The sequence below is a fragment of the Streptomyces sp. NBC_01276 genome, from assembly GCF_041435355.1.
GTDB lineage: Bacteria > Actinomycetota > Actinomycetes > Streptomycetales > Streptomycetaceae > Streptomyces.
Genome location: NZ_CP108442.1, coordinates 1,519,789 through 1,534,081, shown reverse-complemented (window position 1 = coordinate 1,534,081; position 14,293 = coordinate 1,519,789). Strand labels below are relative to the sequence as shown.

Below are 14,293 nucleotides of genomic sequence, written 5' to 3'. Positions count from 1 at the left end.
GTTGGTGTCGCGCTATCAGCCCGTCCAGCAACAGGCGACGACCGCCGGGGCGATGGCCGCCACCGCCGTGGCCACCGCGAGCAGCCCCCGCAGCACCGGATGCCCCGCGTGCCGGGGAGCCAGGATGCGCCGCATCCGCACCGCCGCCGACGGCCCGCCCGCGGCGAACGCCCTGCGCGGCGCGCGCCCCGCCGCGAGCGCGTACAGCGCCGTGGCCAGCGCGTCACGGGAACAGCCGTGCAGCGCCCGGTCGTCGGCCGCCATCTCCAGCAGCAGCGGTACGGCCTGCCCGCCGATCCGGGCCAGCGGGACCCTGCCGAACACCGCCGAGTACGCCCCGGCCGCGGCGACCAGCAGATGGTGCCGGCCGCCGATGTGGGCCCGCTCGTGTGCGAGGGCCGCGGCCAGCTCCTGTTCCGTCAGGACCGCCACCGCCCCGGAGGAGACCACGACCCGGCGCGAGCGCCCCGGCAGGCAGTACACCGCGGGGCGCGCGTCGTCCAGTACGGTCGCGCCCAGCCGGGCGTCGTAGCGGCCGACCAGCCGCAGCAGTTCGGCGTGCCGGCCGCGGGCGCGCCGTGCCCGCACGACCTCCCGTACGAAGGCGGCTCCGGGCAGTGCCAGGACGGCGAAAGCCGCCGCCGCGGCGAGGCACTCGCGGCCCGTGGCGGCCGCCAGCCGGTCCGGGGAGGGCGGGTGCAGCGTCAGGACCACGTCGACGAGGCGGTGACTGGTCTCCTCGGGGAGCAGCAACTGCGCCGGGAGGACCGCCACGGAGAGCGCGAAGGCCGCACCGCACAGCATCCACACGGCCAGTCCCAGCCGTGGCACCTGCTGCGCCCAGTGGGCGCGGACCAGCATCCACGGGAGGACCAGGCCGGTGATCAGGGCCAGTCCGAGGGGCGGCAGGACGTGGTGGTTCACCGGCCGCCCCCCGGCTCGCCGGCGGGCCGGCCGGGACGGGCCGCGCGCAGGGCCTCGTCCAGCGCCTCCACGTCCTCGTGGGACATGACCTCGACGAACCGCAGCAGCGCGGCCTTGCGGTCCTGGCTGTCGCCGAGCGCGTCCTGCATGAGCGCCGCGGTGTACTCCTCACGGCTGCGCACGGCCTCGTACATCCAGGCGCGGCCGGACTTCTCGCGGCTCAGCCAGCCCTTGCGGTACAGGATGTCGGCCACGGTCATCACGGTGGTGTAGGCGACCTTGCGGCGCCGGTTTATGTCGTCGACGACCTCGCGGACGGAGACGGGCCGTTCCCACAGCCACACCCGGTCCATGATCTCGGCCTCCAGCTCTCCCAGCCGGCGTACGCGCATCGCTTTCCGCCTTCCCCCTCGCGAGCGGCTCATCGTACGGGCCGCCCCGGCACCGGTGGCATACCCCGGCCCGGTACGCGGGCCCCGGGCGGGCACGGAAAGGCCGACCGCCCCTCCACGAACCGCTTCGTGTGGAGGGGCGGTCGGCGTACCGGCCGGGTTTATGCGCGGATCAGCCGGGCGACGGCCCGGATGGCCTCGTCCACCTTGGCCTTCGCCGCGTCCCCGCCCTCGGCGATGGCCTCGGTGGCGCAGGAGCCCAGGTGCCCGTCGAGCAGGGTCACGGCACAGGACTGGAGCCATCAGTTGCGGCGGCCCGGAAGCCGCGCAGCCGCAGGCTGTTGCCGCCTGGCCGGCGACGGGGAGCCCGCCCGATCTCGCCGTACCGGAACCAGGGCCGTCGCAAAGTCCCGTGACCTCGTGAGCGTGCTGGTCAGGACCGATTCGGCCTGAACGCTGCCAGGGCCAGGGAGCGATTCCGCGGACCGGCACTGACGGCACGGCGATGAGCGGTCAGGCGGAGGACCGACGGTCAGCGCGCCCACCCTTCGCGGCGATAGGAGTCCAGCTTCGCCGACGTGAGGGTGCGGAGGTTGGCCAGGCAGCCGTAGTGGGCGGCAATGGCGACGGCGCAGCGGACAACGTCGAGGACCTCCTTGGTGAGGTGGTCGGGGTCAGGCTCGCCGTGGGCTTCGCGTTTGCGGCCCATGCCCTCCATGTGGTTGACCTGTTGGGCCAGTTCACCGGCCTCTTCGGCCAGGCGGGAGACCAGGTGGAAGGCGTCGTTGTGGCGCGGGAAGCGTTCGACGGCTCCGGCGGTCAGGGCCGCCAGGTCGTCGAGCCAGTCGTTCCGGGAATGGTGCAGGTCGTTCCGGGAATCGTGCAGGTCGTTTCGGGGGTCGTGCAGGTCGTTTCGGGGGTCGTGCACGTCTGCTCCACTGGTGTCGGTCACGGGATTCGCGGGGCGCTGCCGGTGACGCGCCGCAGTGCCTGGTGGACGAGTGCCTTTTCGCCGTCGAGTGCGGGGCGGGTCCTGGGCAGCACGCGTTCGGTGAGGGAGTCCAGCCGGCGTAGCTCCTCGCGCAGTACGGCGGGGTCGTCGCAGTTCTTTCTGAACTGATGGTCCGTCAAGGTACTCCAGCAAAGCCGGACGAGGCGCTGGTCCGAGTACCGGACGGTACGGGATTCGCGTCCTTCGAAGCCCCAGTGGGCGTACTCGCCGGGCCCGGAGTGGACGAGGAAGAGGGGGGCGGACGAGGCGTCCACCCCCATCGCACTCTCGTTGAACTCGCTCACCAGGACGAACCCGGTGTACATCGGCCTGTCGATCCCGCCCTGGAACATCTCGTGGATGTTGGTGCCCTTCACGAAGACGCAGTCCGCCGCGTCCAGTTGCCCGGCCAGTTCGGGGGAGAGCTTGCGCAGGTTGGCCGTGGCCATGGTCGGGCCGAAGCGGCAGACGTCCGAGGCCTGCAGCGCCCCTCCTACGCCCAGCGCCTGCAGGCTGGGAGTGGCGAGCAGCCGGAGCAGCAGGCCGGTGTCGGCGTCCGTGTAGCAGGGCAGGGACTTGGGCACCATGGTGATTTCCAGCTGGGGGTTGGCTTCCTTCAAGCGGGTGAGCAGGAGGAGGTCGATCACCGTCTCGGCGCAGTCGTCGAAGAACCACACAAGCCGTCTCGGACCGTCGAGTACCTCGCTCGCGAACTCCGCCCAGTGGTCCACCTGGAGGGGCCGTTCGGCCAGCGCCCGGTACCTGGGCCACAGCTTCCGCGCGGTGGCCACGGGAGTGGCCGACGCGTCGATGGGCAGGCGCGCGCCCGGGCCGGGCGCACGTGCTTTCTGCTCCGCCCCGAGCAGGCCGGCCGCCAGGCTGTACCGCAGCAGGCGCGACAGGTCGGTTCCGCACCGCTCCAGGACGAGCGGGGCGAGCGCCACGGCGACGCTCACCCCGCGATCGGCGTACCGCAGGTGGGTGGCGACCGGCGCGCGGACATCACCGAGCACGCAGTGGGCGATCACCCGGTCCACTACGGACGGCAGTTCCTGGTTGCTCAGCGAGTTGGCCGGAGAGTCGCTCGCGGATCGTGTCGCGGGCGATTCCTCCCAGGTGTGGTCCAGCAGTCGAAGCGTCTGGTCCCGGCAGAACGCGGCAACCGCCGGGTCAGTGACGGCGCTGCGCCCTGCCGGGGCGGCGATCCGGGCCAGCTTGTCCGCGATCAGCCGGGAAAGCCAGGGGTCGAACGCGCGCTCAGAGGGGTGCAGCAGGACCTGCCCCGTCATCCGCTCGGCGACGGTGAAGCCGTCCGGCACGAAGTCCGGGCGGGTCAGCAGCCGACTGCCTGCCGCGCTTCCCCGGGAGTCGTCGCAGAGAAGGCGCCGCACGTGCCGTTCGTCGGTGAGGTCGAGGGGACACAGGCCGACCTGTAGCGCGTTCACCGGTGCTCGCCCTTCAGCAAGTCCGGTCCTCGGGGTCGAGGACGGCCAGGCCCGCTGGGGAGAGCTCGACCTTCATGCCGTCACGCAGCCACTTCCCGGCGCCGGGTGCCACGATCGCCGGCACGCCGCGCTCGCGCAGCACGATGGCCGTGTGGCAGAGCAGATTGCCGCGTTCGAAGACGAAGCCCGAGGCGAGGTCCACCAGGGGGATGAGCCCGGCTGAGGGGTACTCGGCGACGACGATCACACCGTTCTTCTGCCGGATGGCATCGACGGCGGCGGTGATGCGGTCGTCCGACAGCACTGCGGGGTTGTCCATGCCGAAGCCGACCACACTGACTTCCAATGCCCGTGCCGCTTCGTCGAGTTCGGAGAGGTCCGGCAGGGCGAGCACCGTGCCCGCGGCGATCCCGGTGGAGATGACCCTCCCGACATCGGCCGTGCGCGCCTCCAGACCGCGGCCCTCAAGGCTGACGTCGCGGATCATCGCCCGGCCGTCGGCGGTGTACCACTCCAGCCGGGCCTCGCCCAGGGCGCCGCACAGGTCGCGGGTGATCCGGGCGATGTCGAGGACCTCGCCGTCGGCACGGTCGAAGGTGTATGGGGCGGTGTCCTCGGGGCGCCACCACCAGCCCTCACCGGGCTCGATGTGACAACGACGGCTGAATTCCGCGATGTTCACGCGGACGATGGGTCCGCCGGGGGCGATGGTGAAGACCGACGGGACGAGGCCGCCTTCCTTGATGCCGGGCAGGCCGGCGGGGAAAGCCTCGACGATGACGGTTCCGTCGCCGAGCAGTGCGGAGAAGCCGGAGGCCTCCGCGGGGACGATCTCGCCGATGTGCGCGGCGCTGAACGCGGGGTCGGACAGGGCGTTGCGCTCGCGTCCGCGCAGCAGGTGGTCGGCCAGGTCGGCCAGCTTCGCGACGGTTCCGGTGCCGCGGCCACCCCAGTTGATCTGGACGAACTCGGTGCGCAGGTAGCCGGCCAGGTCGTCGGCGAGCCGGCGGACGTCCTGCTCCCCGTAGACGATGTACGCCTCGCGGTAGGTCTCCACGCCGACGGCCGCACACTGCCTGCGCAGCCAGATGTGCTTCTGCAGCGCGCCCTCGAAACGGGCGCGACAGTTGCCGAGGTCGACGTCGTACAGGCCGCTGACGTCGGAATCCGGCCACCAGCCGCCGGTCACCTTGGCGGGCGTCCGGCCGTGGGTGATGGGTCGGGCCTGGAGCGTGTGCAACAGGCCCTCGTTCCACACCCACTCCACGTCGAGCGGCAGACCGAAGAGCTGTTCGCTGCGCTTGGCCAGCGAGAGCAACTCCTCGCGCAGACCGTCGGGCAGAGCATCCGGCAGACCGTCGGGCAGCGCGGCCTCGTCCGACAGGAGGAGCCGGTTCGTCGGACCCTCGCCCGAGGTGGAGTCGGTCGCACTGCCCCACGCGAAGTCGGTGACCGGGCCGCCGTCGCTCGTGAACAGGTCCTTGGTGAACAGCACACCGTGTGCCTGCGGCTGCACCCAGGTCTGCAGGAACGCGGCGTACTCCTGCGGCAATTGGCCGCGCGAGTAGGAGTAGCAGCGGGCCGAGTACAGCGCCGCCCAGCAGCGGGCGAGTGAGGACAGTACCTCCGGCACCGTGTGCAGTGGCCCCTCGGAGTGGAACACTCCGGCATAGGACTGCCCTGCGCCGTCCTCGACGGGTACGGACGAGCGCACCATGACGGGCCCCTGGTCGAGGAGCGACTGCGCCGCGGCGCTTGCCTCCTCGACCAGGTCCGCCGGCCACGGCGACTGGATGACGGCCCGTCGGATGAGTTCCAGCGCGCGGCCGGTACCGGTGGGGACGGCGCTCAGATCCCGCAGGTTCTGCTCGACGGTGTCGCCGATCCCGGTACGGGACATGACGTCCTGGAACCAGGCCGAGGTCACGCAGACGCCGTCCGGGACCCGGAAGCCGGCGCGGTGCAGACGTGCCAGGGCCTGCGCCTTCGCGCCGGTCAGCAGCACGGGATGCTCGTCGGCCCGGTACAGCGGGACGACTCGGATGTCGTTCACTTGATTCCTGTTCCTTGATGCTTCCGGCTGCCATGACGGCGACTCATACCTTGAGTCGGACAGTAGGTCAGACCCAGGGTCGGACAGCGGGTCAGGCGGCGCGCAGGTCGACCCGGAGCGGGGCGCCGCCCTCCCCGGTCGCCTCGTAGACCTTGAACTCGTACATGTCAATGACGCGGACGGCCCCGTCAGGGTAGATGCCGTACTGGTGGTGGGAGCGGGTCTGCGCGGTGTCCTTGAAGCGCTTGCCGCCCTCGCCCTTGATGCTGATCGCGTTCACCACGGGGCTGTCGCCGACGTACGAGCCGAGGTCGTAGATGTCCTTCGCCGAGATGCGGCGCGGATCGGCCAACGCCTTCTGCGCCGCGCCGGCGTCCAGACCGGCCAAGTCCATGGCCCGGGCCATGAATTCCAGTGCCTCCTCGCGCCGGTCCGCCGTCGACTTCAGATTGATCCGGAAGCGCAGGCCGTCGGGGTCCTCCATCCGCGTCGAGCCCAGGTCCCACAGCGGCGCGAGCACCGAGATGTCATCGGCGATGTTCTGCAGGTAACGCTCGCTGCCCCAGCCCTGGTCGCAGGGAGTGATGGTCAGTTTGGCCTGTGAGAGCACGTCGGGCCGGGCGGCGATCTGGCGCAGCGCGGTCCGGGCGAAGCGCTTTCCCTCGCTGCCGTTGGTCACCAGGTAGAGTCCCTGCCCCAGGTGTTCACGCCAGATCCGGGCGACGTCGAAGGTGTTCCGCGTGGTCTCGCCGTCCCTGACGTGGTAGTCGAGCGGGTCGCTGATCCGCCAGGAGACGATGCTGCGCTTGGGGGAGATGCCCCGGTCCCGGAAGGCTTCGCCGACGTCCCGGACCAGCCGGGTCAGGGTCGCGAACGGGGTCATCTGCACGGGTGAGGTGTCGCCGAAGGCCGGGCAGTGCGTGCAGTTGCGGCGGCAGTGGTCATTCGCGTGGATGAAGCCCAGGTTGTCCAGGATCTCGTCCAGCAGACCTTGTTCAACCAGGGGGGACAGCGATGGATAGGCCATGGGGGTTGCTCCTGTCATTGCGACACGGGTAGGGGGTGGGGCAGGCCCGGGGGGCCGGTGAGTTCGAGCCGGCGGTATCCGCCCGTCGGGAGATGGGCCCGGTGGGACTGCCATGTCTCGATGAGGTCCCAACCTCGCAGCCAGGCGGTTAGGACGGTGAGGGTGACCGCGTGCGAGACCACGAGTGCCGGGCGGCCGTCCGCAATCAGTCGCTCCAGCAGGGGGGTTGCCCGGGCCTGTACGTCGGCCAGGCTCTCCCCGCCGGGGAGCCTGCGCAGCGGGTCCTGCTGCCAGCGGGTGTACTCGGCGTCGCCCGAGGGGCCGGAGAGCGTGGAACGGCCGCGCAGCAGGCCCCAGTCCAGCTCCCGCAGGCCTGGCTGCGGGGTGACCGGCAGCTCCGGGGCGATCAGATCACGGAGGAGGCGGGCGGTCTGCAGGGTCCGTTCCGCGTCACTGGCGTGGATGGCGGTCGGGTGGAACCCGGAGTCGGCGATCTGCCGCCCGGTGCACCGGGCTTGCTCGATGCCGGTCCGGTCCAGCGGTACGGCGGGGGAGAGGGGGAAGCGGTGGAGCGCGTTGGACTCGGTGCGTCCGTGTCGGGCGAGGATCAGCTGCACGGTCCGGCCTCCGGCTGCCCCGTGTCGACGCCGGCAAGGGCGGCGGTGAGGGCGGGAGTGGAAGTGGTGGTGGCGGCGGGGATGACGGCACCGGTGACGGCAGCGGAGGCGGCGAACGCCGGCAGGGCTCCCCGGTGGACCAGGTGGGCGTGTATCTCCTCGGCGACCAGGTCGGCAGGGCCGGAAGCATCGAACCGGGCCATGTCGACGCCGGCTCGGGCGAGTTCGGCCAGGCCGGGGAGGGTCTCGTCGGTATAGACGCCCGCCTTGCCCGCCATCCGGGAGAGCTGCCGCTGCGTGGGAGGCCACTCCCCTCGGGAGGCAGCCCGGGTGATCTGGCGCTCCAGGGAGGCCGCCAGGACGTCCCCTGGAAGCTGGAGGTGAAGGACTATCAGCTCGGCAAGCGGCACGGCGCCGGCGAGCAGGATGCGCGCCTGTTGCCGTCCCCGCGGCACGCTGTCCAGCACCACCGGCCCGTCGGCGGCCGCCCTGGCCACCAACTCGACCAGGACCTCGTCGAGTTCCGTGGGCATCAGCGCACCCCGGTCGGCGGACTCGTGCGCGGCGCGGCGTACGGCGGCCACCTGGGCCGCCTCCTGCCGGGTCAACCGCTCGTGCAGCGCAGGGTCGCCGCGTAGTAGTGCAGGGACCGAGGCGCACAGCACCGGGGTTCCCCGGGACCGGCCCAGGGCGACGACCAGACGCGCCGCCTGGGTGGACTTCCCCGACCCCGGTGGGCCGACCAGGCTCAAGACGTTCGCTCTGCTCATGGGGTGGTTCTCCGTGGTGGGGACGGTCGGACGGTTCCGGAACGGGGGCTGCCGTGGGGGCTGCCGCGTGGCTGCAGCGCGCCTTCAGCGGAGGTTGAGCGTTCCGGTACGGACCTGATGACGAAGGGATCCGGTGAGCGCCAAGTAGCCCACCGCTCCCCAGAGGAGGAGCACTGCGAATTCCGCGAACACCTCGCCTGCCGGGACCGTGCCATGGGCGACGAGCGCACGGATCGCCTGGAGGCCGTGTGCGGCAGGCACTACGGAGGCGATCGCTCCGACGACTCCGCCACGCGGGAGTGGGGTGTTCACCCCGGCGAGCGTCATCAGCAGGATTGTCGTACCGGCCGTCAGGTACATCCGGCTCTCCGGCCAGCGGAGGCTGATCCCCGCCAGTGCCAGCGCGAGGCTGTAGCCGCTCAGGGTGATCAGTACCTGGAGGAGGAAGCAGACCAGCAGCACGGGCGGGCTCACTTCGACGTCCGCCAGCCAGCGCAGGACGAACAGGGCGATGCAGGAGGTGACGATGCCGTCGGCGGCCCAGTAGAGCCCGCGCGCCAGCAGCACGGGGAACGGTCCGTTGCGGCTGAGCAGCAGAAACTGCAAGGTGCCGCCACGGCGTTCGCCGACACTGGAGGAGACCACTCCGAAGGCGCCGAGGGGCCCCAGGACCACCGCATTGCCCAGCGCCATGTACCGCTGGGTGTCGGCCGAGCCGATCGCCCAGCCAACCATGGAGAAGAACAGCACCTGGCAGAGCAGCCGCGCCAGCCAGCCGAACAGCCAGGAGCGCCAGGTGTAGAGAGCCCGGTAGTCCTGATAGCTGCTCAGCAGCCCGTAGCCGATCTGACGGATCAGCGCTTCGGCCTTACGCATAGAGTCGGGCCTCCCCGTGACGGGCTCGCGACAGCGCGCGGCGCAGCAGGGCCGCTCCCGCGACCAGCTGCAGGACGGTCAGGAGCAGCAGGAGCGAGAGGTCCTTCCAGTGGCTCCCGGAGGATCCGGCCATCGCCGCGCGCAGCAGCTGCGCGCCGTACGAGAGGAAGAACAGCTGGGTGAGTTGTCGGACCGGTACCGGCAGCGCGGCCGCCGGCAGGATCAGCCCGCCGAGGATGTAGAACGGGTAGGTCAGGGCGTTCCGCAGGTTGCGCCCACCAGGCATGAGGATCATCAACGCGCTGACCATCAGCGCGAAGCCGGCGGTGCCGACGACCAGTAGCAGGGAGGCCGTCAGCGCCAGGAGCGGCCGGTGGACGGGGAGCGCGAAACCGAAGCCGATCCGGCCGATCGCGATCACTTCGACCAGCACCGGCAGGCTCAGCGCGGTGGTCGTGCAGACCCTGACCGTCAGCGCGCGCACGTAGGCGTCCGGGGTGAGCAGGGCCGGCTCCAGGGTGCCGTCCCAGCGGTCATCGTCCACGACCTCCGCCGCGACGAACATGGCCTGCGACCACATGCTCATGACGAACGCGGTGAGAGCCACGGTGGCCGACAGTCCGGGCGCCCCGTACCCGTGCAGGGTGGTGAAGAAGACGACCGAGTAGAACGGGACGATGACCAGCGTGGCCAGAAGGCGCGGAGAGCGGATCAGGAGCAGCCACTGCAGTTGCACGAAGGCAGTCATCAGAGGGCGAACTCCCGGTCCTCGATGATGGTGCGGTAAACCTCGGTCAGGGAGGGTGCGGCCACTGACAGCTCGTGGACACCGGCGGCGGTGAGGGCCTGGAGCACCGCGGCGATCGCGCCGTCGCCGTCGGCCCGAAGGGTCAACAGCCCGTCCGGCGTCGACTCCTGGACGCTCACTCCGGCGATCGCTGCAATGCTCAGGGCGAGCTGCGCCGCGACGCCGGCGGCTGTCACGGTGCGGCCTGTACCGATGGCGCGGAGGAGGTCCTCGGTTGTCCCCTCCTGCAGGATCCGGCCGTGGTCGATCAGGGCGATCCGCGAGCAGAGGGACTGCGCCTCCTGCATGTCATGGGTGGCGAGCAGGATGGTCGAACCACTGTCACGGAGCTCTTCGACGAGTCCGCGGAAGCCCTGCGCGGCATGCGGGTCCATGCCGCTGGTCGGCTCGTCCATGATCAGCAGGCGGGGGCTGCGGAGCAGGGCTCTGGCCAGGTGGACGCGCTGGACCATGCCGCGCGAGTACGTCTGTATCTGGTCGTCAGCACGCGCACTCAGGCCCAGCCGCTCCAGCAGCTGGTCGGCGCGGCTGCGGCAGGCCTTTCCCGGCAGTCCCTGCATCGCGCCCCAGTAGCGCAGATTCTGACGGGCAGTCAGTCGATTGTACAGACCCCGCTCGCCACCGAGCACCAGCCCGATGCGTTCCCGCACCTGACGTGCGTCGTGGACCACGTCGAGGCCGTCGACCCGGGCGATGCCACCGGTGGGGAGCAGCAGTGTCGTCAGGATCCGTGAGAGCGTCGTCTTTCCGGCACCGTTGGGCCCAAGGAGACCGACGACTTCTCCTTCCCGTGCGTGCAGGGTGACCCCGTCGAGCGCGGTGACCTCGTTGCCCTTGCGGTTGCGGAAGCGGCGGGTGAGGGCTTCGACCTGAAGCATGTCCGCGCTCATGCCCGTGCCACCGCCTGGTTGTTCTCCTCCGCCGCGAGCGCTTCGAGCGCCGCCTCGTAGGTACCGGGGTCGACCAGCTCCGAGGCCACCAGGAGGAAGTCCCCGACGGGGCAGCGCAGCAGGACGTCGTCGCCGAGGAGGCGGAGCTGTACTGCGTCGCCGTCTCGCGGGGCCAAGTCCGGGTTCAGCCGCAGGCCGTACAGCGGCCGACCGTCCTCCAGGCACTGTCGCGCGCTCGGCTCGGTCTGTGCTGTGGCTGTTGGCGTGGCGGCGGTTTGCGCGGGCTGGGCATTGCGCAGGGCCTCCTCGCGTGCGGCCTCCTCGCGCGCGGCGGCGTCGGTGAGCAGCGGCAGCAGCAGTTCGTTCCGCGGACTGGTCAACTCCACGGCGCTGCGCAGCGCCTGGCTCAGCAGGAGCAGTTCCGGAGCCAGCCGGTAGGCGTCCGCTGCCGAGACCAGTGCTTCCGGGGGCGGGCAGTGCGGGCTGTCGAGCGTGAAGGCCAGGTCGAGGACGTCCTTGACGGTGAAGGGGCGGTCGAATCGCTCGTCGGCGATCGCCAGCAGATCGGAGGTGACCTGGTCCTGCGGGGGTCGCACCCGCATCGGCGCGGCCCCGGCGCGCTCGGGGTAGGCGAAGGTCACCAGTTCGACACGGTGGTCGGGGTCGAGGACCGGGTCCTCCGCGGACCATCGCAGTACGACGACCCAGTGCGCTCCGGCGCCCTGGCCGATGAGCGTGATGTCGACGTCGTTCACCGGCCGGGTGCGGAAGACCTCGTGCACGGCGTGCCACAGGGCGGACTCGCCCGGCAGGTAGACGTCGAGGTCGCCGCTGGGGCGCAGGACCGCGGGCGGGTAGTGCTGTGCCAGCGCCGGCCCCTTGAGGACGCGGGCTCCGGGAACGGCGGCCGTCAGCTGGGCGGCGAGGGTGCGGTAGTCGTCCGTCCGTACCCGCATCCGGCGCAGTTCGTCCGACGACCCGCTGCCCAACGCCTCGCCCTGCCCGGTGGCAACGGAGAGGACCAGCGGGGCCAGGTGGCCGCGCTGGGTACGGGCGGCCCGGACCAGGTCACGGAGCGGCTCCTGCGGATCCATGCCGAGCGCCGTGTAGAGCAGGTCCAAGGTGAGCGGCGGCGGCGACGCGGGGGGAGAGTCGGACATGCGCGTCCCTTCGTGACGTGGCATCAGGCATGACGGAGCTTCGGATGTGACAGGGCTTCATGGGGGGCACGGCTCGGACGGCCTGGTCGGCCGCGGCGTTGAACTCAGGCGAGCGATAGGTGCCGGTAGCCGAAGGCCGGCTGCCAACCCTGGCTCACCAGCCCGGCGACGATCCGCGCTCCGCTGTCCGCTCCGGTGCCGGGGAGCGGGTGACTGACGTGGCCGACCAGCGGGAGGCCGGTCGTCCCGGCCAGTTCCGCACAGGCCCGCACCAGTGCTCGGGTGGCGGCCGACCGGTGCGCGTCGGAATCGACGAGGATGTCGATGAGCTCAAGGAACTCGGTATCGCTGGGGTCGTCGTAGCCGTCGCGGCGCACCGTGGCGTGGCCGATCGCCACCCCGTCCAGCCAGGCGACGAACGAGGTGCGCTCCGCACCGGCCAGTAGCGTGCGGGCCGCGTCCAGTGCCACGGAAGGATCGGGCCGCCCCCCTTGGACCGACGCTCCGTCACTGATCGCCCGCGCCATCCACTCCTCGACCAGGGGGGCGCAGTCGTCGTCGACTTCGGTCACCCGCAGAATCGTTGGCTCCGCCACGTCAGCCGCCGGCCCGTCCGGCTCGGCCGCATACCGCACGTAGGTGAGGAACGGGCTCAGCCTCGCGTCGACCTCGCCCCCCGGCAGGACGCGCACCAGCAGGCTCGTGCACTCCGGGTACCGTGCTCGGAGCACCGGCAGGAGCGGAGAGAGGTCGGCCAGGAGCGCCTGGTCCGCGTACTCGACGAGGCAGCGGGTCTCGTCGGCGACCGGATCGTGGTACGAACCGGCGACACAGTCCTGCCCCTGGACCCGCAGCAGCATCCCGGCCGGGCCGACGGCGTCGAGGAAGGCAGGTGCGACAGCGAAGGAGGTCATGCTCCCTCCGGGCTTGCCACGACCAGGAGTTCGTCGGAGAGCCGGGCCGCGGCTGCGGCGACCTCCTCGCCGGTCGTCGCCAGCACCGCCTGGATGTGCTGCTCCGGATCCCACGGCCCGGGCAGCGCGCAACGCTGGTTCGCCAGGGTGATCGCGTGCTCCAGCGGGTCCTCCGCCTCCCGCACGGCCTCCATCACCGCCAGCCGGCGGGCCGCGGCCAGCGACCTCTCCAGCGGCCCCTTGTTCGCGACCTCGGACAGGGCGCTGCGGAATTCCTCCAGGACGCGCGGGGCGTTCTCGGGTTCGGCGCCGGCGAGGAAGCGCCAGGCGCCCGTGTCGCTGTAGCTGCGGGACCAGGAACGGAACATGTAGGCGAGGGCGTTCTCCCCGCGGAGCCGCTGGTAGAGCGGGGAGGCGGCACTCGAACCGAGGAGATGGCCCAGCACGACGGAGGCGAACCGCTCCCGGTCCGCGAGCCGCGGGGCCCGTCCGCCGGCAACCAGCCAGCAGAACTCGTCGGGCCAGGACGGGTCGGTCCGCTGCGAAACGAGGGGCAGCGCAGGCGGTTCGACCACTGGGCCGCCGGACGTCAGTGGTGCGACCGCGGCCGAGGCCAGCGCCGAGTTGCCGAGCGTGGCGCGAAGAGCTTCCGGATCTATTCCGCCGACTGCGGAGAAGGCCATGGGGCGTGTCGTCGTCGCCCTCCGGTGCGACTCCTCGACAATGTTCAGGGACAATTCCCGGACGCTCTCCTCGGTGCCACCGGAAGGCTGCGAAAGGGGGTGCCCCCGGAAGAGCTCGGCGAGGAACCTCTCCTGGACGATGTCACTCGGGTCGGCTGCTGCGGCGGCCAATTCCGTAAGCACGACGCGGCGCTCGGAATCGAATATCTTGTCGTCGATTTCCGGATGGAGTACCGCCTGCGTCATCCACTGCGCAACGGCACAGGCATCCTCGTTCATCACCTGGGCAAAGAACAGGAGAGATTCGGGCCCGGTGGAAGCATTGCATTCACCGCCGAGGCCTTCGATGCGCTCGGCCAGCGAGGCGCCACCGTCCAGCGGAGCGGACATCAGCAAGTGCTCCATCAGGTGGGCCGCGCCCGAGCCCTCCGGCGAGTCGTGCCGCCCGCCGAACGCGATGGAGAAGCAGAGGGACGTCGTACGCCGCGCTGAATCAGCCCCGATCAGGACCGGAACGCCGTGGCCTTCCTCAGTGACTCTCATGTACGGATCCACTTCTCCTGAATTACCGGCGCGATTTCACGCCGCGATGTTCCGACTTCCGGCAGTACGAGTTGGGGACGGTGTGCCGCGGGTACGGGACCCGCGGCACACCGGTCAATCACTTACCGGCGCGCACCCGGATCTTGTCGAGGCGAGGGCGCAGGCTGACGGCGTGGTGACGAACCATGAGAAATTCCTCC

Annotated in this window: 15 protein-coding genes; all 15 read right to left on the bottom strand. The window is 71.0% G+C overall.

Going from position 1 to position 14,293, the window contains the following annotated elements; all coding sequences use genetic code 11:
- Positions 1-15: 15 nt before the first annotated feature.
- Positions 16-924, bottom strand: coding sequence for a M48 family metalloprotease (locus tag OG295_RS06460; protein ID WP_371675988.1), 909 nt, complete (start codon positions 922-924; stop codon positions 16-18).
- Positions 921-1,316, bottom strand: a complete 396-nt coding sequence (locus OG295_RS06455) for a BlaI/MecI/CopY family transcriptional regulator (protein ID WP_371675987.1) — start codon at positions 1,314-1,316, stop codon at positions 921-923. The genes OG295_RS06460 and OG295_RS06455 overlap by 4 nt, the downstream gene beginning before the upstream one ends.
- A 161-nt stretch (positions 1,317-1,477) precedes the next feature.
- Complete coding sequence (locus OG295_RS06450) at positions 1,478-1,600, bottom strand: hypothetical protein (protein WP_371675986.1); 123 nt, start codon at positions 1,598-1,600, stop codon at positions 1,478-1,480.
- A 248-nt stretch (positions 1,601-1,848) separates the two neighbouring features.
- On the bottom strand, positions 1,849-2,244 hold the full coding sequence (locus OG295_RS06445) for a hypothetical protein (protein WP_371675985.1): 396 nt from the start codon (positions 2,242-2,244) through the stop codon (positions 1,849-1,851).
- 20 nt (positions 2,245-2,264) lie between these two features.
- The gene (locus OG295_RS06440; RefSeq protein ID WP_371675984.1) at positions 2,265-3,752 is read right to left on the bottom strand and encodes an ARMT1-like domain-containing protein; all 1,488 of its coding nucleotides are present in this window, start codon (positions 3,750-3,752) and stop codon (positions 2,265-2,267) included.
- Between the two features lie 13 nt (positions 3,753-3,765).
- Positions 3,766-5,805, bottom strand: a complete 2,040-nt coding sequence (locus OG295_RS06435; RefSeq protein WP_371675983.1) for a PEP/pyruvate-binding domain-containing protein — start codon at positions 5,803-5,805, stop codon at positions 3,766-3,768.
- A gap of 91 nt (positions 5,806-5,896) precedes the next feature.
- A complete protein-coding gene (locus OG295_RS06430; RefSeq protein WP_371675982.1) occupies positions 5,897-6,832 on the bottom strand; it encodes a hypothetical protein in 936 nt (311 codons plus the stop codon).
- Positions 6,833-6,846: 14 nt separating this feature from the next.
- The gene (locus tag OG295_RS06425; protein WP_371675981.1) at positions 6,847-7,449 is read right to left on the bottom strand and encodes a histidine phosphatase family protein; all 603 of its coding nucleotides are present in this window, start codon (positions 7,447-7,449) and stop codon (positions 6,847-6,849) included.
- Positions 7,440-8,219 carry a hypothetical protein gene (locus OG295_RS06420; RefSeq protein WP_371675980.1) on the bottom strand — a complete coding sequence of 260 codons (780 nt, stop codon included), beginning with the start codon at positions 8,217-8,219 and terminating at the stop codon, positions 7,440-7,442. Before OG295_RS06420 ends, OG295_RS06425 begins: the two co-directional genes overlap by 10 nt.
- Positions 8,220-8,303: 84 nt before the next feature.
- Positions 8,304-9,095, bottom strand: a complete 792-nt coding sequence (locus OG295_RS06415; protein WP_371675979.1) for an ABC transporter permease — start codon at positions 9,093-9,095, stop codon at positions 8,304-8,306.
- Positions 9,088-9,843 carry an ABC transporter permease gene (locus tag OG295_RS06410; protein WP_371675978.1) on the bottom strand — a complete coding sequence of 252 codons (756 nt, stop codon included), beginning with the start codon at positions 9,841-9,843 and terminating at the stop codon, positions 9,088-9,090. Before OG295_RS06410 ends, OG295_RS06415 begins: the two co-directional genes overlap by 8 nt.
- Positions 9,843-10,781, bottom strand: coding sequence for an ABC transporter ATP-binding protein (locus tag OG295_RS06405; RefSeq protein WP_371675977.1), 939 nt, complete (start codon positions 10,779-10,781; stop codon positions 9,843-9,845). The genes OG295_RS06410 and OG295_RS06405 overlap by 1 nt, the downstream gene beginning before the upstream one ends.
- Before the next feature lie 8 nt (positions 10,782-10,789).
- On the bottom strand, positions 10,790-11,953 hold the full coding sequence (locus OG295_RS06400) for a hypothetical protein (protein ID WP_371675976.1): 1,164 nt from the start codon (positions 11,951-11,953) through the stop codon (positions 10,790-10,792).
- A 104-nt stretch (positions 11,954-12,057) separates the two neighbouring features.
- Complete coding sequence (locus OG295_RS06395; protein ID WP_371675975.1) at positions 12,058-12,867, bottom strand: GNAT family N-acetyltransferase; 810 nt, start codon at positions 12,865-12,867, stop codon at positions 12,058-12,060.
- Positions 12,864-14,105, bottom strand: a complete 1,242-nt coding sequence (locus OG295_RS06390; protein ID WP_371675974.1) for a M16 family metallopeptidase — start codon at positions 14,103-14,105, stop codon at positions 12,864-12,866. The genes OG295_RS06395 and OG295_RS06390 overlap by 4 nt, the downstream gene beginning before the upstream one ends.
- Between the last annotated feature and the right edge of the window lie 188 nt (positions 14,106-14,293).